The 18,848-nt window shown below is 69.5% G+C and carries 19 protein-coding genes; 9 read left to right on the top strand and 10 right to left on the bottom strand.

Annotation, left to right across the window (positions count from 1 at the left end):
* The first annotated feature begins 137 nt into the window (after window positions 1–137).
* Window positions 138–776 carry a helix-turn-helix domain-containing protein gene (locus tag OHA03_RS04760; RefSeq protein WP_267001047.1) on the top strand — a complete coding sequence of 213 codons (639 nt, stop codon included), beginning with the start codon at window positions 138–140 and terminating at the stop codon, window positions 774–776.
* A complete protein-coding gene (locus tag OHA03_RS04755) occupies window positions 773–3,298 on the top strand; it encodes an FtsX-like permease family protein (RefSeq protein ID WP_267001045.1) in 2,526 nt (841 codons plus the stop codon). The genes OHA03_RS04760 and OHA03_RS04755 overlap by 4 nt, the downstream gene beginning before the upstream one ends.
* An 81-nt stretch (window positions 3,299–3,379) precedes the next feature.
* Here OHA03_RS04755 and OHA03_RS04750 read toward each other — a convergent pair whose 3' ends face one another.
* The 8 genes from OHA03_RS04750 to OHA03_RS04720 all read right to left on the bottom strand — a co-directional run bounded on the left by OHA03_RS04750 (window position 3,380) and on the right by OHA03_RS04720 (window position 9,647).
* A complete protein-coding gene (locus OHA03_RS04750; protein WP_267001043.1) occupies window positions 3,380–3,787 on the bottom strand; it encodes a rhodanese-like domain-containing protein in 408 nt (135 codons plus the stop codon).
* A complete protein-coding gene (locus tag OHA03_RS04745) occupies window positions 3,784–4,329 on the bottom strand; it encodes a cysteine dioxygenase (protein ID WP_267001041.1) in 546 nt (181 codons plus the stop codon). The genes OHA03_RS04750 and OHA03_RS04745 overlap by 4 nt, the downstream gene beginning before the upstream one ends.
* A gap of 73 nt (window positions 4,330–4,402) precedes the next feature.
* Window positions 4,403–4,450 carry a hypothetical protein gene (locus tag OHA03_RS47780; protein ID WP_309506048.1) on the bottom strand — a complete coding sequence of 16 codons (48 nt, stop codon included), beginning with the start codon at window positions 4,448–4,450 and terminating at the stop codon, window positions 4,403–4,405.
* A 72-nt stretch (window positions 4,451–4,522) separates the two neighbouring features.
* Complete coding sequence (locus OHA03_RS04740) at window positions 4,523–6,139, bottom strand: FAD-dependent monooxygenase (protein ID WP_267001039.1); 1,617 nt, start codon at window positions 6,137–6,139, stop codon at window positions 4,523–4,525.
* A gap of 182 nt (window positions 6,140–6,321) precedes the next feature.
* On the bottom strand, window positions 6,322–7,233 hold the full coding sequence (locus OHA03_RS04735; RefSeq protein ID WP_267001037.1) for an amino acid ABC transporter permease: 912 nt from the start codon (window positions 7,231–7,233) through the stop codon (window positions 6,322–6,324).
* Window positions 7,230–7,895 (bottom strand): amino acid ABC transporter permease, encoded by a 666-nt coding sequence (locus OHA03_RS04730; RefSeq protein WP_267001035.1) that lies wholly within the window; start codon window positions 7,893–7,895, stop codon window positions 7,230–7,232. Before OHA03_RS04730 ends, OHA03_RS04735 begins: the two co-directional genes overlap by 4 nt.
* Window positions 7,896–7,970: 75 nt before the next feature.
* Complete coding sequence (locus OHA03_RS04725; protein WP_267001033.1) at window positions 7,971–8,810, bottom strand: glutamate ABC transporter substrate-binding protein; 840 nt, start codon at window positions 8,808–8,810, stop codon at window positions 7,971–7,973.
* A 51-nt stretch (window positions 8,811–8,861) separates the two neighbouring features.
* A complete protein-coding gene (locus tag OHA03_RS04720; RefSeq protein ID WP_267001031.1) occupies window positions 8,862–9,647 on the bottom strand; it encodes an amino acid ABC transporter ATP-binding protein in 786 nt (261 codons plus the stop codon).
* Window positions 9,648–9,996: 349 nt separating this feature from the next.
* Here OHA03_RS04720 and OHA03_RS04715 point away from each other — a divergent pair, with 349 nt between their 5' ends.
* Both OHA03_RS04715 and OHA03_RS04710 read left to right on the top strand, forming a co-directional pair.
* The gene (locus OHA03_RS04715; protein ID WP_267001029.1) at window positions 9,997–10,689 is read left to right on the top strand and encodes a response regulator transcription factor; all 693 of its coding nucleotides are present in this window, start codon (window positions 9,997–9,999) and stop codon (window positions 10,687–10,689) included.
* 15 nt (window positions 10,690–10,704) lie between these two features.
* Window positions 10,705–12,099 carry a HAMP domain-containing sensor histidine kinase gene (locus OHA03_RS04710; protein ID WP_267001027.1) on the top strand — a complete coding sequence of 465 codons (1,395 nt, stop codon included), beginning with the start codon at window positions 10,705–10,707 and terminating at the stop codon, window positions 12,097–12,099.
* 136 nt (window positions 12,100–12,235) lie between these two features.
* Here the strand turns inward: OHA03_RS04710 and OHA03_RS04705 are convergent, their stop codons facing one another.
* A complete protein-coding gene (locus OHA03_RS04705; RefSeq protein ID WP_267001025.1) occupies window positions 12,236–13,234 on the bottom strand; it encodes a TAXI family TRAP transporter solute-binding subunit in 999 nt (332 codons plus the stop codon).
* Window positions 13,235–13,332: 98 nt separating this feature from the next.
* Here OHA03_RS04705 and miaB point away from each other — a divergent pair, with 98 nt between their 5' ends.
* Both miaB and OHA03_RS04695 read left to right on the top strand, forming a co-directional pair.
* Window positions 13,333–14,835, top strand: a complete 1,503-nt coding sequence (gene miaB / locus OHA03_RS04700) for a tRNA (N6-isopentenyl adenosine(37)-C2)-methylthiotransferase MiaB (RefSeq protein ID WP_267001023.1) — start codon at window positions 13,333–13,335, stop codon at window positions 14,833–14,835.
* Window positions 14,836–14,958: 123 nt separating this feature from the next.
* Window positions 14,959–15,678, top strand: coding sequence for a class III extradiol dioxygenase subunit B-like domain-containing protein (locus OHA03_RS04695; RefSeq protein WP_267001021.1), 720 nt, complete (start codon window positions 14,959–14,961; stop codon window positions 15,676–15,678).
* Between the two features lie 86 nt (window positions 15,679–15,764).
* On the opposite strand, the gene OHA03_RS04690 is transcribed toward OHA03_RS04695, so the two are convergent.
* Window positions 15,765–16,001 carry an antitoxin gene (locus OHA03_RS04690; protein WP_323181149.1) on the bottom strand — a complete coding sequence of 79 codons (237 nt, stop codon included), beginning with the start codon at window positions 15,999–16,001 and terminating at the stop codon, window positions 15,765–15,767.
* A 278-nt stretch (window positions 16,002–16,279) separates the two neighbouring features.
* Between OHA03_RS04690 and miaA the strand changes: the two genes are divergently transcribed.
* The 3 genes from miaA to dapF all read left to right on the top strand — a co-directional run bounded on the left by miaA (window position 16,280) and on the right by dapF (window position 18,761).
* Complete coding sequence (miaA, locus tag OHA03_RS04685; RefSeq protein ID WP_267001017.1) at window positions 16,280–17,218, top strand: tRNA (adenosine(37)-N6)-dimethylallyltransferase MiaA; 939 nt, start codon at window positions 16,280–16,282, stop codon at window positions 17,216–17,218.
* A gap of 107 nt (window positions 17,219–17,325) precedes the next feature.
* Window positions 17,326–17,763: a hypothetical protein gene (locus OHA03_RS04680; RefSeq protein WP_093777337.1), complete on the top strand. Its 438-nt coding sequence runs from the start codon at window positions 17,326–17,328 to the stop codon at window positions 17,761–17,763.
* 125 nt (window positions 17,764–17,888) lie between these two features.
* Entirely contained in the window at window positions 17,889–18,761 is an 873-nt protein-coding gene (dapF, locus tag OHA03_RS04675) for a diaminopimelate epimerase (protein WP_267001015.1), read from the top strand.
* The last annotated feature ends 87 nt before the right edge of the window (window positions 18,762–18,848 follow it).

Below are 18,848 nucleotides of genomic sequence, written 5' to 3'. Positions count from 1 at the left end.
CCACTGGGGTGAGGCGTTCGGGTGTGTCGGGGTGGATTCGGGGGACATGGGAGCCGCCGAGAGGGGGATAGCCCCCGCACGAAGACGCGGGCATGCTCCAGTGCACAGGCATCTGTGCACAGAGCAGTGTGTGACGCATGGCAGAGAAGCCCGGCGGTACCGAAATCACAGAGCTGGCCGCTCTCAAGGCCCTCGCTCAGCCGCGACGCCAGCAGATCCTTCAGCACCTCACCCTGCACGGCCCGGCGACATCCGCGATCCTTGCCCGCGCCCTGGCGCTGAACACCGGGGCCACCAGCTATCACCTGCGTGAGCTCGCCAGGTACGGCTTCGTGGAGGACGCCGCGGCCGAGGAACCGGGCGGTCGGCGGGCGAGGTGGTGGCGGGCCGTTCCCGGCGACCGGCGCTTCCCTCCCCGTTCCCGCCAGAGCCCCGAGGTGCGGCTCGTCATGGACGAGCTGAATCGCCATGCATACGCCGCCGACCTCGCCCTATTCGAGCGGCTCCAGCGCGACAGTGGCGAGTCGGGTGGCGAACTGGGCGAGTGGGCCGATGCGTTCCCGTACTCGCGGGGTTCCATCCGGCTCACGCTCCCCGAACTCCGCGCGTTCTTCGAGGAGTTCATCGCCCTCATGAACCGCTACAAGCGGCCCGACGCCGACATCCCGCCGGGCGCCCGCACGGTCCACACCCGGCTGCTTGCCATCCCGGCCCCGCTCCAGTCCCCTGCGAACGACGACGCGGACGACAACAGAAGAGAGACGGACGCATCATGATGCTGCGCTATGCCCTGCGGACGATCCGGGACCGCAAGGGCGGGTTTCTGGGCGCCCTGCTGGCGCTGATGTGCGCCGCCGCCCTCATCACCGCCTGCGGCACCCTGCTGGAGACCGGACTGCGCGGACGGATCGCCACCGAGCGCTATGCCGCGGCTCCGCTCGTCGTCTCCGCCGACCAGAACGTCCACCGGACCACCGTCAAGCACAAGGGCAACGGAGAGACGAAGGCCAAGCACAAGGCGAAGCCCGTCGCCGAGCGCGCCTGGCTCCCCGCGGCCACCGCCGACCGGATCCGGCCCCTGGCAGGCGTACGCAAGGTGATTCCCGAGCTGACCTTCCTTGCCGAGCCCGTTGACCGGCCTTCGTACGGACACTCCTGGGCGTCTGCCTCCCTCACCCCGTTCACGCTCACCACAGGCCGAGCTCCCGCCGCCGCAGACGACATCGTGATCGACCGAGGGTTCGCCGAGCGGGCCGGCCTGAAGCCAGGGGACCGGCTCACTGTGCAGTCCACCGGTGCTCCCCGGCCGTACCGCATCAGCGGCATCGCGGCCCCGGCCGACAGCGGTGAGCTCCAGCAGCAGACCTCCCTGTTCTTCTTCGCCGCCGAGGCCGAGCGGCTCGCCGCCCGCCCCGGCCAGGTCACCGCCCTCGGCGTGCTGCCCGCGCCCGGCACGGACCTCGCCGAGCTGAAGCGGCGTGTTGAGCGAGCACTCAAGGGCACCACCGCACAGGTGGCCACGGGTGACGACCGCGGTCCGGTCGAGTTCCTGGACGCCGCGGGCGCCCGTACCAAGCTCGTTTCGATGGGTGGCGCGATGGGCGGTACCTCACTCCTCGTCGCGATCCTCGTGGTCGTAGGCACCTTTGCGCTCTCCATCCAGCAGCGCCACCGAGAACTGGCACTGCTGCGCGCCATCGCCGCCACATCGCGCCAGATACGCCGTCTCCTCGGCCGTGAGGCGCTGATCGTCGGAGCGGCGGCCGGTGTACTGGGCTCGCTGGCCGGACTGCCGCTCGCCACCTGGCTGCACAGCCGATTCATCGACATGGGGGCGATCCCCGCGAACCTGGAACGCACCGCGGGCATCTTCCCGGCCTTCGCCGCCGTCACCCTCCTCGGAGCCTGGGCAGCTGCCAGGTTCTCCGGCCGCCGGATCGCCCGTATCCGCCCCGCCGAAGCCATGGCCGAGTCCGCGGTCGAGCGCGACCGGCCGGCCCGGGGCCGGATCGCCGCAGGTCTGGTGCTGCTCGCGGGCGGCGGAGCCCTCGTCGCCGTACTCAGCGGTCTCCATACCGAGGCGGCCTCGACCCCCGTCACCTTCCTGGCCGTCGTGGTGCTGGCCACGGCAGTGTCGCTGCTCGGCCCGCTCCTCATCAGGATGGCGTCGGCGCTGCTCGCGGGACCGCTCCGACTGGCTGGTTTCGGCGGCACTCTCGCCACCGCGAATATCCGCGGAAACTCAACCCGGATGGCCGCCGTCGTCACCCCGCTCACCCTGCTCATCGGGATGACCTGCACGGTTCTCTTCGTCCAGCCGACCCTCGGCGGTGCCGCCCGCACCCAGGCCCGAGAAGGTACCCGTGCCACCTGGGTCCTGGCCGCGCAGGGCCCCGGAATCCCGTCCGTCGCCACTGAGACAGTCCGCACGACCCAGGGCGTCACGGCCGCCACCGAGGTCGTACGGACCACCGTCCGGGTCGGACTCGACAAGTACCAGGCCCAGGGCGTCACGCAGGCCGGTCTGAGCCGCACCTGGGATCCTGAGGTGACCGGCGGTTCGCTCGCGGACTTCGCGGCGGATCCCGGCGCCGCCGCAGTCAGTGAACTCGCCGCAGAACGGCTGGGACTGCACCCCGGCAGCACACTGAAACTGCACCTCGGCGACGGGACGCCCGCCACCCTCACCGTCGCCGCCGTCTACGCCCGCGGCCTGGGCTTCGGCGACCTGACCCTGCCCCACGACCTGGTCGCCCGTCATATGGACAACCCCCTCGCTGCCACGGTCCTGGTCGCCGGGGACAGCGACCGCGACCGACTCGCTGCAGCGCTGAAGAAGTTCCCCGGCATCGCCGTGCTCGCCCCAGCCACTGCCGACCGGCTCCAGGCGGACCGGCAGCAGGAGAACGCCGAGGTCAACTATCTCGCCATGGGTCTGATCCTGGCCTTCACCGCGATCGCGGTCGTCAACACCCTTGCCATGTCGGTGTCCGAACGGATCAAGGAGTTCGCCATGCTCCGCCTGGCCGGTGCCACCCGGCGCCAGGTCCTGCGGATGCTCCGTATCGAGGCCCTGTCGGTCCTGCTGATCGCCGCCGTCCTCGGCACCGGCATCGCACTCGCCGTACTCACCGCCTTCAGCATCGGCATGACCGGCGGCGCGGCGCCCACCGTCATGCCGGTGGTGTACGCGACGGTGGTGGGCGCAGCCGCGCTGCTGGTGCTGGTTGCCTCCGCGCTCCCCGGCCGGGTGGCACTGAAGGCCCGCCCGGTGGAGGTGGCTGCTTCCCAGCAGTGACACGCCGGAGGTGCAGTGCGGCCGGTGCCCCGAGCGGGCACCGGCCGCAACTGTCACCTGTCAGGCGTCACCCGCCTCGGGTCAGGCTCGGACCGGCAGCCCCGCCGCCCGCCACGCCTGGAACCCGCCGATCAGATCGGTCGCCCGGTGCAGCCCCAACTGCTGCAGGGATGCGACCGCGAGACTCGACGCGTAGCCCTCGTTGCACACCACCACCACCTGCAGGTCATGGCTGACCGCCTCCGGTGCGCGATGGCTGCCCTGCGGGTCCAGCCGCCACTCCAGCTCATTGCGCTCGACGACCAGCGCCCCCGGAATCAGTCCGTCCCGGTCGCGGAGCGCCGCATAGCGGATATCCACCACCAGGGCCCCGTCCGCGGCGGCGGCCGCCGCCTCGTGCGGACCGATCCGGTCGAACCCGGCCCGGACCCGCTCCAGCAACTCGTCGATTCCCACCCGCTCCGTACCGCTGTTCAGGGCGCCGCTCACTGCCAGTCCTCCGGGTGCTCGACGTGCTCAAGACGGAGTACCGCGCCCGTGCGGCTGTAGCGCCGGATCCGCGGCAGCGGCGGATAGTACGCATGGACCGAGACGGCGTGTTCGGTATCGGACTCGTTCAGCACCTCGTGCACATGGTGCCGGCCGAACGCCCTGCCCTGACCGGTCGACAGCTGCCGGGACCGATCGACGCCTTCGGCCAGCTCAAGCGTCTTCCAGCCGTCGGTGGGCAGCCGCACCGCGAGCGACTGCTCCTTCAGGGTGCCGGCCGCCGTGCTGAAGGCGCCGAGCGAGTCGGCATGGTCGTGCCAGCCGGTGCCGGTGCCCGGCGGCCAGCCGATCAGCCAGGCCTCACTGCCACCGGGCCCGTCGAGCCGGATCCAGGTACGGCCTTCGGGATCGAGGGGGAGCGCGGCGATGAGAGCGGTGTCCGCCGCAGTGCGGCGGACGAATTCGAGCAGTTCCGCGGCTGTCGGGCCGGGTCCGGCACCGGAGACAGGCGTGCGCAGGGAGGGCGAAGGAGAGGCAGACACAGGGACCGTCCTGAGAGTTCGCGTGTGATGCCCGGCGTACGACAGAGCGCGCGCCACAGCAGGAAGAGGCGATTCAGCAGGACGGACGACACACGCAGCCCGCATAGCGGACGAGGTCCATATGGACCCTCCGCCACAGGCGCACATCAGTGTCGGTCACGTTTCGGAGTAGAACACGTGCTGGCTGCGGGGGTCAATTGATGTCTGCGGTCTGGTCGGCGCGTACGGACGCACGTGGCTCACCGCCGCGCGCAGCGTCCGCCGCCGCGAAAAGTTCCCTCGGCCGGACCCCGCAGAACGACGCCACCAGGTGCCCGTCCGGGCGGACCAGCAGCACAGTGTGGGCCGATGCCCCCGGGTAAGCCTCGGTCACCAGGAGCTCGCCCCTCACCGGCAAGGCGTCGACCGCCTCGACCAGCCGGGGCATCACGCCTGCCATCAGCCAGTGCCGCCGGTCCCACACCCCGGTCCCCGGAGCGACCAGCACCACCAGCAGATGCCCCTGCCCCAGCCGCTCGCGCAGCCGTACGGTCGTGCCGTCGGGCGCCGTCACCCGCACATCGGCAACCGGCGCACCGGGGGGCGTGCCGACCGTTGTGTGCGCCTCGGCGCGTGGAGGCGCAAGGGGGGAGTGCGTGTACGAGGGGGGCGCACCGAGCGGGCCGCAGCCCAGATGACCGTCGGCGAGCAGCGAATCGTGCCCGCGTGCGCTCCCCGGAACCAACGTCCGCAGACCTCCGCCACCACGCAGTATCGGCAACGACTGGTCCGCGGCGCGCAGCCGCGAGGCGACTGCGGCCCGGCGCTCCGCCTGGTAGCTGTCGAGCAGCACGTCCGAGGCGCCGTGATGCCAGGCCTGTGCCAGCTTCCAGGCCAGGTTCTCGGCGTCCCGCAGCCCCTCGTCGAGCCCCTGTGTACCCAGGGCGCCCAGCAGATGTGCGGCGTCCCCGGCGAGGAAGGCCCGCCGGACGCGCCAGCGCCGGGCCAGCCGGTGATGCAGCGTGTACACGCCCGTGTCCAGCAGTTCGTACGGCGGGGTCTCTCCGCCGCACCAGCCGGCGAGGGTGTCCCGCACCCGGGTGATCAGGGCGTCGGGCGTGACGAGCTCGCCGCGCGGCGGAAGCAGCCAGTCCAGCCGCCACGCGCCGTCCGGCAGCGGCCGGGCGGTCACCTCTGCGCCGCCGCTGCGCCACGGCGGCAGCCGGTGCAGCACGGCCTGGCCGGGCCAGGGCAGCTCGGTGCGCAGCGCGGCGACGGCATGCCGCTCCACCGCCGTACGCCCCGAGAACCTGATGTCCAGGAGCTTGCGCACGGTTGACCTGGCGCCGTCGCAGCCGACCAGATAACTCCCACGCCACCACGTCGAGTCGGGCTCCCTGGTGTGTACCGTGACACCGGCCGGGTCCTGCTCCAGTGTGTCGATCCGGCTGAACGGTGCCATCTGCACCAGTTCCTGCCGGGCGATCGCGTCCCGCAGTCCGCGCATCAGTGCATGCTGCGGCAGATGGACCGGGGCCGGCAGCCGATCACCGTACGGGGCGTCCTCGCCGAGCGGCAGTTCGCTCACCAGCTGCTTGCGCCGCATGGACCGCCAGCCGGACCACCGGACGCCCTCGTCCCGGAGCGTCGTGCACCCGAGCCGTTCCACCAGCGCTGCGGTGTCCTCACGCAGCACCACCGTCCGGGCGGGACGCGTCTCGTCCTTCCCCGCATCCTCGTCGAGAAGTACGCAAGGGACGCCCTGCGCGGCGAGGGCGAGCGACAGCACCAGGCCGACAGGCCCGGCACCGACGACGATCACCGGGTCCACGGCGCGACTCCCTGGGCCCGTGCGGTCGTAAGGGTGGTGGCGGATGTGGAAGCGAGCGTTCGGTCGGCGATCACAGAACGTATGCAACCCACTGCCGGTGCTTGCGTCAAGTGACACCGGAACGCGGCGAGGGGCGCCGGTGCATGCACCGGCGCCCCTGCAGGGGGATTGTCGACGGACCGTCAGGCGGCGTGTCCGTCATCGACGATGAGCGTCGGCGGACCGATGGTCTCCAGACCTCCGGCGAGTCCGGCACCGACCACGGCACCCGTGCTCTTCTTCCTGCGCCGCAGCCGGCCTTCCAGCCAGCTCGCGAACGAGGTGAGCGCGAAGTTCACCACGATGTAGATCAGAGCGACGACCGTGAAGCACGCGATGGTGTTCGCGCCGTAGTTCGCACTCATGGGGCGGACCGACGCCAGCAGCTCGGGGAAGGTCAGCACCGCGCCACCGAGGGCGGTGTCCTTCACGATGACGACGAGCTGGCTGACGATCGCGGGCAGCATGGCCGTCACGGACTGCGGCAGCAGCACGTAGAGCATGGTCTGGCCCTTGCGCATACCGATCGCCTTGGCCGCGTCCGTCTGTCCGTTGGGAAGGGACTGGATTCCGGCCCGTACGATCTCGGCGAGCACCGAGGCGTTGTAGAGCACGAGACCAGTGACCACGGCGTACAGGGGGCGGGATTCGCTGCTGATGGTCGTGTACTCGGAGTACGCCGCGTTCGCGGTGATCATCAGGATCAGCACCGGGATGGCGCGGAAGAATTCCACGACGACGCCGGCCGGCATCCGCACCCACCGGTGGTCCGAGAGCCTGCCGATCCCGAACAGGGCGCCGAGCGGCAAGGCGATGATGAGGGCGAAGAACGCCGCCTTGAGCGTGTTCTGGAGGCCTGGCCAGATGTACGTCCCCCAGGGCAGGGAGCTGGTGAAGAACGGCTTCCACTTGATCCAGTCGAGCTGGTGCTTGGAGGCCAGGCTGTCGTACACCCACCACAAGACGGCGGCGGCGACGATCACGAACAGGACCGTGTACAGGATGTTGCGCTGCTTGGCGCGCGGCCCCTGGGCGTCGTAGAGGACGGAAGTCATCGCTTCACCGCCACCTTCTTGCTCACCCAGCCGAGAATCAGGCCGGTCGGGAGGGTCAGAACGATGAAGCCGAACGCGAAGACGGCAGCGATCAGGATCAGCTGCGCCTCGGCCTCGATCATGCCCTTCATCAGGTATGCGGCTTCGGCCACGCCGATCGCGGCGGCGACCGTGGTGTTCTTCGTCAGCGCGATCAGCACATTGGCCAGCGGGTTGACGACCGAGCGGAAGGCCTGCGGGAGGACGATCAGGCGCAGTACCTGCGTGAAGCTGAGTCCGAGCGCACGCGCCGCCTCCGCCTGGCCGACCGGCACGGTGTTGATGCCCGAACGCAGCGCCTCACAGACGAAGGCCGAGGTGTATGCGATCAGCGCGAGGACCGCGAGCCGGAAGTTGATGTCCTTGAAGTCGCTCGCTCCGAGGCTGATGTTGAGCGTCTGGAAGAGACCCAGGGACGAGAAGACGATGATGACGGTCAGAGGAATGTTCCGGACGACGTTCACGTAGGCGGTGGCGAAACCGCGCATCAGGGGGACCGGGCTGACCTTCATGCCGGCCAGCAGCGTTCCCCATATGAGGGAGCCGAGGGCGGAGTAGACGGTGAGCTGCACCGTCACCCAGAAAGCCCCCAGCAGGTCGTAACCTTCAAGAAAGTCGAACACGATCTCCCGCGCTTCCGCGTGTAGGAGGGCATGGCGCGCCGCCGTTCATGGACGGCGCGCCGGGTCAGCCCTGCTTCACTTGACGATGTTGCCGATCTTCGGGGCGGGCTCGTTCTTGTAGTTCGCCGGACCGAAGTTGGCCTTCACCGCCTTGTCCCAGGAACCGTCCGAGACCATCTTGGTGAGCGCGTCGTTGATCTTCTTCTTGAGGTCGGCGTCGCCCTTCTTCAGGCCGATGCCGTAGTTCTCGTTGCTCATCTGGAAGCCGGCCAGCTTGAACTTCCCCTGGAAGTCCTTCTGCGAGGCGAAACCGGCCAGGATGCTGTCGTCGGTGGTCAGTGCGTCGACGGCCTTGTTCTCCAGGCCGGTGAGGCACTCGGAGTAGCCGCCGTACTCCTGCAGCTGGGCCTTGGGCGCCAGCTTCTCCTTGACGTTCTGCGCCGAGGTCGAGCCGGTGACCGAACACAGCTTCTTGCTGTTCAGGTCGCCCGTGGACTTGATCGAGTTGTCGTCGGCACGGACGAGGATGTCCTGGTGCGCCAGCAGGTACGGGCCCGCGAAGTCGACCTTCTGCAGACGCTCGTCGTTGATCGAGTAGGAGGCGGCGATGAACTTGACATCACCGCGCTCGATCGCCGTCTCGCGGTCGGCGCTCTTGGTCTCCTTGAAGGTGATGTCCTTGGCGTCGTAACCGAGTTCCTTGGCGATGTACGTGGCGACATCGACGTCGAAACCGGTGAACTTGCCGTCGGGCGTCTTCAGACCGATACCGGGCTGGTCGATCTTGATGCCGATCGTGATCTTCTTGCCGCCCGCCGAGTCGCCGCCCTCGTCGTCGGAGGAGCCACAGGCGGTGGCGGTGAGAGCGAGCGCGAGCACGGTGGCCGATGCGGCGGTGACCTTACGAAGCTGCATGGTGAACTTCCCTAGAGTTGACGCGATGTGAGTGAACAGCTGATCCGGAAATCAGTGGTGAAGGATCTTCGAAAGGAAGTCCTTGGCACGGTCACTGCGCGGGTTGCTGAAGAACTGGTCGGGCGTTGCCTCTTCGACGATCTTCCCGTCCGCCATGAAGACGACACGATTGGCCGCCGAGCGTGCGAAGCCCATTTCGTGGGTGACGACGACCATGGTCATGCCGTCCCGGGCGAGCTGCTGCATGACCTCCAGCACCTCGTTGATCATCTCCGGGTCGAGGGCGGAGGTCGGCTCGTCGAAGAGCATGACCTTGGGGTTCATCGCCAACGCCCGTGCGATGGCCACCCGTTGCTGCTGGCCGCCGGAGAGCTGGGCGGGGTACTTGTCGGCCTGCGTCGCCACGCCCACCCGGTCGAGCAGTGAACGAGCCTTGTCCTCGGCAGCCTTCTTGTCCGCCTTGCGGACCTTGAGCTGCCCCAGCATCACGTTCTCGAGCACCGTCTTGTGCGCGAAGAGATTGAACGACTGGAACACCATGCCGACATCGGCACGCAGCCTGGCCAGCTCCTTGCCCTCCTGGGGCAGCGGCTTGCCGTCGATAGAGATCGCGCCCGAGTCGATCGTCTCCAAGCGGTTGATCGTGCGGCACAGTGTGGACTTCCCGGACCCGGAAGGCCCGATGACGACCACGACCTCGCCCCGGGCGATGGTCAGGTCGATGTCCTGGAGCACATGCAGCGCGCCGAAGTGCTTGTTGACGTTGCTCAGTACGACAAGGTCGTTCGCCGCAGGTACGGCATCCTCGGCGGCCTTGGTCACTGAAACTCCGCTCATCGGCTTCTTGCTCCGTCCTCCTCGGTTGGGAAGGACCCTAATGACGCAGTGCGACCACCGTCATTACATCTGAGCGGAAATTGAGCATAACGATCCGGCGGCAACCGGACACACCGCGTGAACGGGACGGTGGAAGAGGTGGCTGGGGCGTACCGGGTGCATAACGGAAACCTCGATGTAATGGGCGGGCTCTTGACTGACGTACCGGTCATCGGCGTGGATGCCCTGATAGACCATGACGTGAAACACCCCGGTACGGGGAAGTACCGGGAAGTATGGACAAGCGCACGGAAGCGCTTGAAGACAGCGCCGCGGGAGAGAGACCGCATCGCGGAGAGGAAGGGGGGCCATGAGACTCCTGCTCGTCGAGGACGACAACCATGTGGCGGCCGCCCTGTCCGCGGTGCTCGCCAGGCACGGCTTTCAGGTCGTGCACGCGCGCAGTGGCGAGGAGGCCCTGAAGGCCCTTCTGCCCGCGGACAAGGAACCCTTCGGGGTCGTGCTCCTCGACCTCGGACTGCCCGACCAGGACGGCTACGAGGTGTGCGGGAAGATCCGCAAACGCACCTCCACGCCGGTGATCATGGTCACCGCGCGGGCCGATGTCCGGTCGCGGATCCACGGCCTCAACCTCGGAGCGGACGACTACGTTGTCAAGCCGTACGACACCGGCGAACTGCTCGCCCGCATCCACGCGGTCAGCAGGCGCAAGTCGGCCGGCGAGGACCCGGTGCCGACGCCCGTCGCCGCCCTGCAGCTCGGCCATGTCCACATCGAGCTCCCGACCCGCCGGGTCAGCGTCGACGGCACCGAAGTCCAGCTCACCCGCAAGGAGTTCGATCTGCTCGCGCTGCTCGCCCAGCGACCGGGTGTGGTGTTCCGCCGCGAGCAGATCATCAGCGAGGTGTGGCGCACCAGCTGGGAGGGAACGGGCCGTACGCTCGAAGTGCATGTCGCGTCCCTGCGTTCCAAACTGCGGCTGCCCGCACTGATCGAGACCGTGCGCGGGGTCGGCTACCGGCTCGTCGCCCCGTCCGCGTAAGGGCGTACGTCCCAGGTGCGTAACCGTCTCCTTCCCCTGCTCATCGTCCTCATGGCGGGCGTGCTGCTCGCCCTCGGCTTCCCGCTGGCCGTCAGCGTGGCCGCCGCTCAGCAGCAGCGCGTCGTGATCGATCGCATCGACGACACGGCACGCTTCGCCGCGCTGGCCCAGTTCGTCGCGGAACAGACGAGCGGCACCGATGAACGGCGTCGCACGCTCCAGGACGAACTCGAGACGTACGACTCGGTGTACGGGATCCGGGCCGGCGTCTTCTATCGCGACGGCAGCGCCATGGCGGTGGCTCCGGCAACCTGGCGGCTCCCGGTCGAGGGGGAGGGGCGCGAGGCGTTCAGCGAGGCGCTCCTCGGGCGCCGCAGCCACGATCCGCCACAGGTCTGGCCCTGGCAGCGCGGCCGGGTCGTCGTCGCCTCGCCCGTCGTGCGGGACGGCGATGTGGTCGCCGTCGTGGTTCTCGACTCGCCCACCAGCGAAATGCGCTCCCGGACGATACGTGGCTGGCTGCTGATCGCGATCGGCGAAGTGGTCGCGATGCTGGTGGCCGTCGGTGCCGCGATCCGGCTCACCGGCTGGGTCCTGCTGCCCGTGCAGACCCTGGACGCGGCGGCGCACGACATCGCCAGCGGCCGGATGAGATCCCGGGTGGTGGCCTCCGGAGGACCGCCGGAACTCAGGCGCCTGGCCCGGTCGTTCAACGAGATGGCGGACAACGTCGAAGAAGTGCTGGAGCAGCAGCGCGCCTTCGTCGCCGACGCCTCCCACCAGCTGCGCAACCCCCTCGCCGCGCTACTGCTGCGCATCGAGCTCCTCGCGCTCGAACTTCCTGAAGGGAACGAGGAGATCGCCTCCGTCCGTACGGAGGGCAAGCGGCTGGGCCAGGTTCTGGACGACCTGTTGGACCTGGCGCTGGCCGAGCACGCCGCGGCTGATCTCCAGCTCACGGACATCGGCGCGCTCACCGCCGAACGGGTCGCCTCGTGGCGTCCGTTCGCGGAGGAGAACGGTGTACGACTGACAGCGGACGGGGCATCCGCCGTGACCGCCTGGGCGGACCCCATCGCGCTGTCGAGCGCCCTCGACGCCGTCATCGACAACGCGTGCAAGTTCACCCCAGCCGGTGAGGAGGTCCGTGTGACGGTCGCCTCCGGCCGGGAGGACGTCACGGTGGTCGTCGCCGACCGCGGACCGGGCCTGACCGACCAGGAACTGGAGCGGATCGGTGACCGTTTCTGGCGCAGCACCCGGCATCAGAACGTGCGGGGATCCGGCCTCGGGCTCTCCATCTCGCGCGCCCTGCTCGCTGCGGGCGGCGGCTCCCTCACGTACGCACCGCACGAGCCCCACGGACTGCGGGTGACGGTGACGGTTCCGCGCAACGGCCCGCACGGCTGACGACGCGCGCGGTACCGGCGCGGGGCCCGCCTTCGTGCGGCCGAGCGGAGAGCGCGGGGGGTTACGAGGGCGCCACCTCCGTACCGAGTGGCTCTCGACCGGGCGGAGGTGCGCGCGGGACGTCACCTCCCCTGTGTCAGGGTTTGACCGAGCGGTAGTAGCGCCTCGCCCCGTCGTGCAGCTGCAGCGGATTCGTGTAGATCGCCGTCCGCAGGTCCACCAGCTGCGCCGCGTGTACCTCGCGCCCGATGCGGTCCCGGCTGTCGATCACGGTCCGGGTGAACGCCTCGGTCATCGCGTCATCCGTACGGTCTGTGGTGACCACCACATTGGCGACCGCCACCGTCGGCACGGCCTGCCCCTGCTGCGCGTTGCGATAGGCGTCGGCTGGCATCACGGCCGAGCGGTAGTAGCGGGTCGACCCGCCTCCGGCCTGAAGTTGCTTGATCAGCGGGTCCTCCAAGGGCACCAGCCTGATCGAGAACCGGTCCGACAACTCCTGCACCGCGGTGGTCGGCAGCCCGCCGGACCAGAAGAACGCGTCGAGAAGGCCGTTCTCCAGCCGCTTCGGCATCGTGTCGATACCGGCCGGAACCGGAGTGATGTCATGTGTCGGATCAAGGCCCGCAGCCGTCATCAGACGGTCGGCGACCAGCCGCACGCCCGAACCCGGCTGCCCCACCCCGACCTGCTTGCCCATGAGATCCGAGACCTGCTCCACGTCGGAGTCCCGGGGCACGACCAGTTGGATGTAGTCGTCGTACAGCCGCACGCAGCCGCGCAGTCGTTTGGCACCGGGCTTGTCGTCCCGCAGATACGTGGCCAGGGCGTCGGCCGTGGCGATGGTGAAGTCGGCCTTCCCCGTGGCCACCCGCTCGATGTTCTGCTGGGAGCCCTCCGAGGTCTGCAGGCGTATCGACACCTCTGGCATGTCCGTGGCGAGCGCTCCCTTGAGCCGCTCGCCGTAGCGTTGGTAGACCCCGCTGCGCACCCCGGTGCTGAAGGTCAGTGACCCGCTCGGGGTGGGCTCCCCGAGAGGCAGCACCCACCACAGCAGCAGCCCGAGAACGACGACAGTCGCGGCGCCCCCCTGGAGGGCTCGCCGCCGGCCGGTACGGGACAGTGCATCGAGCATGGCGCGATCCTGCCAGGTCACTGAGCGCGATGGCCAGAGCCGGGCCTGTGGAAGGGGGCGGCGGGAGGGCCGTGCGACCTCGTACCCTGGTGGACGAGATGAGCGAGGTAGAGGGTTTGAAAACGTACGAGGTGCGCACCTACGGGTGCCAGATGAACGTCCACGACTCCGAGCGGCTGTCGGGGCTGCTGGAGGGCGCTGGCTACGTACGTGCGCCCGAGGGCGCCGACGGTGACGCCGATGTCGTTGTCTTCAACACCTGCGCGGTGCGGGAGAACGCCGACAACAAGCTCTACGGCAATCTCGGCCGGCTCGCCCCGATGAAGACGAAGCGGCCCGGGATGCAGATCGCGGTCGGCGGCTGTCTCGCGCAGAAGGACCGCGACACGATCGTCCAGCGGGCCCCGTGGGTCGACGTCGTCTTCGGCACGCACAACATCGGCAAGCTGCCGGTGCTCCTGGAGCGCGCCCGTATCCAGGAGGAGGCGCAGATCGAGATCGCCGAGTCCCTGGAGGCGTTCCCCTCCACCCTCCCCACCCGCCGCGAGTCCGCCTACGCCGCGTGGGTCTCCATCTCCGTCGGCTGTAACAACACCTGCACCTTCTGCATCGTCCCGGCGCTGCGCGGCAAGGAGAAGGACCGCCGGACCGGTGACATCCTGGCCGAGATCGAGGCGCTGGTCGCCGAGGGTGTCTCCGAGATCACCCTGCTCGGACAGAACGTGAATGCGTACGGCTCCGACATCGGGGACCGCGAGGCCTTCTCCAAGCTGCTGCGGGCCTGCGGGAAGATCGAGGGACTGGAGCGGGTCCGCTTCACCTCGCCGCACCCCCGCGACTTCACGGACGACGTGATCGCGGCGATGGCCGAGACACCGAATGTGATGCCGCAGCTGCACATGCCGATGCAGTCGGGCTCGGACACGATCCTGAAGGCGATGCGCCGCTCGTACCGACAGGAGCGGTTCCTCGGCATCATCGAGAAGGTGCGCGCCGCGATGCCGGACGCCGCCATCTCCACCGACATCATCGTGGGCTTCCCCGGCGAGACCGAGGAGGACTTCGAGCAGACCATGCACGCGGTCCGCCAGGCGCGCTTCGCGAACGCCTTCACCTTCCAGTACTCCAAGCGACCCGGAACCCCGGCCGCCGAGATGGAGGGGCAGATCCCGAAGGAGGTCGTCCAGGAGCGGTACATGCGCCTGTCCGCCCTCCAGGAGGAGATCTCCTGGGACGAGAACAAGAAGCAGGTCGGCCGGACCCTGGAGGTCATGGTCGCGGAGGGCGAGGGCCGCAAGGACGGCGCCACCCACCGGCTCTCCGGCCGCGCTCCCGACAACCGTCTGGTCCACTTCACCAAGCCGGACGAGGACGTGCGGCCGGGCGATGTGGTGACCGTCGAGGTCACCTACGCCGCTCCGCACCACCTGCTCGCCGAGGGTGCGCCGCTGAGCGTACGGCGCACCCGTTCCGGGGACGCGTGGGAGAAGCGCAACGCCACCGAGGCCGCCAAGCCGGCCGGGGTGATGCTGGGCCTGCCCGGCATCGGCGCCCCGGCGCCGCTGCCGGCCGCGTCGGCTCCCGGCTGCGGGTGCGACTGACCGGCAGCAGAAGGCGGTGACCCGCGGGCTGCAGGAGCTCGCGGGCGACGGTAGTCCGCAGGGCGGCAGGAATCCTCAGGCCGTATGACCAGGGGAAACAGTCGACGCAGTACGCTGCGCAGCATGCTTGTCGCCGCAGCAGTCTGCCCCTGTCCGCCCCTGCTGGTACCCGAGGTCGCCGCTGGTGCCGCGTCCGAGCTCGACGCCGCGAGGACCGCCTGCATCGACGCCCTGGGCGTGCTCGCCGCGGCCCGCCCCGACCTGCTGATCGTGATCGGGCCCGCGGATGTCGACGGGCGCGGTCCGCATCCCGAGGGGAGCCAGGGCTCCTTCAAGGGGTTCGGCGTCGACCTCGATGTACGGCTGGGGATCGGGGGAGACTCCGGCGCTTCGGCGGAGCGTCCGCTTCCACCGTCCCTCGCCGTCGGTGCGTGGCTGCTTGCCCGTGCGGACTGGGCCGACGCCCCGGTCGAGGGTCTCGGGGTGGAGGAGACGCTCGAAGCCGAGCGCTGCGCGAACGCCGGACGGGAGCTGGCGGCCAGGGCAGGCCGGGTGGCTCTGCTGGTCATGGGCGACGGCAGCGCCTGCCGCACGCTCAAGGCGCCCGGCTACCTGGACGAGCGCGCCGTGTCGTTCGACACGGAAGCGTCCAGGGCTCTCGGCGCCGCGGATCTCGCCACGCTGAACGCGCTGGACGAGTCGCTGGCGTACGAACTGAAGGTGGCGGGCCGGGCGCCCTGGCAGGTGCTGGCGGGCGCCGCGGAGGGGGCCGGCCTGAGCGGTCGGCTGCTCTACGAGGACGCCCCGTACGGTGTGGGATACATGGTCGCCACCTGGTTCTGAGAGCGCGTCACCCGGAGCCGGTGTTGCGTGCCCGACGCCCGTGAAGCGATGCAGCTCCACGGACGTCTGACGTAAGGGTGTCGAGGTCAGGGAGCGGGCGGCATACCGCCCTCACTCTTGTGGGACAGCCGTTCGACCGCACCTTTGGCCTTTCGTGTGCCGGACTCGATCTTGTCGGTGTACTTGCCCTTGGTCTTTTGATCGACCGTCCGAGCAGCCTTGTCGAGTCCTTGGTCGATCTTGTCCCCATGCTGCTGCGCGAAATCGCCGACCTTGTCTCTTGCCGGGCTGAGCTTGGCCTTCAGACTGTCCATGAGGCCCATCGGACACCTTCTCTGCTGGGGGACCGAGTGCGGGCATCCACTCCGCTCGTCGGTTCTGGAGGACGACCGACGGAACTGTGAAATAACGCCCATATCTGCTCAATATTTTACCCGTGCGGGCGAAATCCCGCGCCGACCGGGAACCTCGTTGCGCCACTCGCGGCTCGTGTGCGCGTCGGGGGCGAACGACTCCGGCTTCGCGCCGTCACGTAGCCGGCTCGGAAAGCCGGCACGTAGCTGATTCAGGAAGGGGTCCGGAGGTTTGCGAGACTGGGGCGGTGAGAAGTCCATCTCCCGCACCGCGGGTCATTGCCGTCGTCGGTCCCACCGCAGCCGGAAAGTCCGATCTGGGGGTATTTCTTGCCCAGCAGCTCGGTGGCGAAGTGGTCAACGCCGACTCCATGCAGCTCTACCGGGGGATGGATATCGGCACGGCCAAGCTGACGCTCGCCGAGCGCGGATCCGTACCCCACCGGCTGCTGGACATCTGGGACGTCACCGAGACCGCCAGCGTCGCCGAGTACCAGCGACTGGCCCGCCTCGAGATCGACCGGCTGCTCGCCGAGGGCCGCACCCCCGTCCTGGTCGGCGGCTCCGGGTTGTACGTGAAGGGCGCCATCGACGCCCTGGAGTTCCCCGGTACGGACCCCGGCGTACGCGCCGGGCTGGAGCAGGAACTGGCGGAGCACGGCTCCGGTGCGCTGCACGACCGGCTCGCCGCCGCGGACCCCGAGGCGGGCCGCGCCATCCTGCCGAGCAACGGGCGGCGCATCGTCCGCGCCCTCGAAGTCATCGAGATCACCGGCAAGCCCTTCACCGCCAATCTTCCGGGTGGCGAAGCGGTCTACGACGCCGTTCAGATCGGGGTCGACGTGGCCCGGCCGGAACTCGACGAACGCATCACCCTCCGGGTCGACCGGATGTGGGAGGCCGGGCTCGTGGACGAGGTGCGCGCCCTGGACGCGCAGGGGCTGCGCGAAGGGCGAACCGCCTCCCGCGCGCTCGGCTATCAGCAGGTGCTTGCCGCGCTGGCGCAGGAGTGCACCGAGGACGAGGCGCGCGCCGAGACGGTACGCGCCACCAAACGCTTCGCGCGCCGTCAGGACTCCTGGTTCCGCCGCGACCCGCGTGTCCAGTGGCTGAATGGTGCCGCCGACCACCGCCGGGAACTCCCGCAGGAGGCGCTGGCGTTGGTCGAACGAGCGGTTACAGCCTGATCACGTGATGGCATCGGGAAGCCCTGCCCGTCATTTCGGTGACCGGGAGCGTGCCATCATCGAGCATCGATCGACCAGTGGAGTCCGAGTTGGGAGGGCGCGTGGCGATGGAGGCCGGCCCTCGCGACACAGAACAAGACGCACCGGACACGCAGCACGAGGCGGGACGTCTGAGCCCTGACGGGCCCGACGAGCTCGAGGTGACCCCCGAGGTGGAGGTCGAGCTGCGGCCCGCGCGCCGTCTGCGGATCTGGCAGCTCGCCCCGATCGTCATGCTCGCGGCGGTCGGCTCGCTGATGTTCGCCTTCCCGCTCGCCTTCGAGTTCGGCGACGGCGGTGCGGTCGTCGCCATGCTGGGACTGCTGATCAGCTGCTGCGCCGCCGGCTGGGGCATGATGGCCGCCCGCCGGGTCGGGCACACCTGGCCGGGCCTGCCCGCCAGGGGCATGGGTGAGCGCCCCGACTGGCGCGTGATCGCGCTGTACGTGGCCGTGTGCGGGGTGCTGGTGGCACTGGCCGTGTGGCGCGTGGCCCGACTGCGCTGACGCGGCTCCCGGGGCGGCCGCCTCACCTGCCGGCCCTTCTTGCCACTGCCGTCCTGCCTCCGTCCTGCCCGTGACTGCGCGGCCCGCCTGCGCCCGCTGTCGGTGCGGCCTCGTACAGTTGCCCTGTGAGCACCTCGCAGATCGCCTTCCTCAAGGGCCACGGCACCGAGAACGACTTCGTGATCGTTCCCGACCCGGACAACGCCGTCGACCTGCCCGCATCCGTCGTCGCCCGGCTCTGCGACCGCCGGGCCGGTATCGGAGGTGACGGGCTGCTGCACGTCGTGCGGTCTGCCGCGCACCCCGAGGCGCGAGCCATGGCGGGCGAGGCCGAGTGGTTCATGGACTACCGCAATGCCGACGGCTCCGTCGCCGAGATGTGCGGCAACGGTGTACGGGTCTTCGCCCACTATCTGCAACGCGCCGGGCTCGTCGAGGAGGGCGACCTCGCGGTCGCGACCCGGGGCGGCGTGAAGAACGTGCACATCGCCAAGGGCGGCGACATCACGGTCTCCATGGGGCGCGCCCTGCTCCCCGGCGCGGGCGTCACCGTCACGGTGGACGGCCGCAGCTGGGACGCCCGGAACGTCAATATGGGCAACCCCCACGCGGTCGCCTTCGTCGACGACCTGGCGCACGCCGGTGAGCTGCGCTCCGTGCCGCCGTTCACCCCCGCCGCCGTCTACCCCGACGGCGTCAACATCGAGTTCGTCGTGGACCGCGGACCGCGCCACGTCGCGATGAGGGTTCACGAGCGCGGTTCCGGCGAGACCCGCTCCTGCGGCACCGGCGCCTGCGCGGTGGCCGTCGCCGCTGCCCGCAGGGACGGCGTCGACCCCACACAGACGGGCACTCCGGTCACCTACACGGTCGATCTGCCCGGCGGCACCCTGGTGATCACCGAGCAGCCGGACGGCGAGATCGAGATGACCGGGGCCGCTGTCATCGTCGCCGAAGGCATGATCGATCCGGCCTGGCTCGAAACGGTGACCGGCTAAAGCTTCGCTCGAATGGGTGATCCGTTTCACGCTGAGCGAGAGCCGGACTCCGCCACGTGGTGGGGTCGGTAGCATCAAGCACCGGCC

Origin of the sequence: Streptomyces sp. NBC_00154, from assembly GCF_026342835.1 — a bacterium.
Taxonomy (GTDB): domain Bacteria; phylum Actinomycetota; class Actinomycetes; order Streptomycetales; family Streptomycetaceae; genus Streptomyces.
Note: the sequence above shows the minus strand (reverse complement) of the source record. Positions and strands in the feature narration are given on the sequence as shown.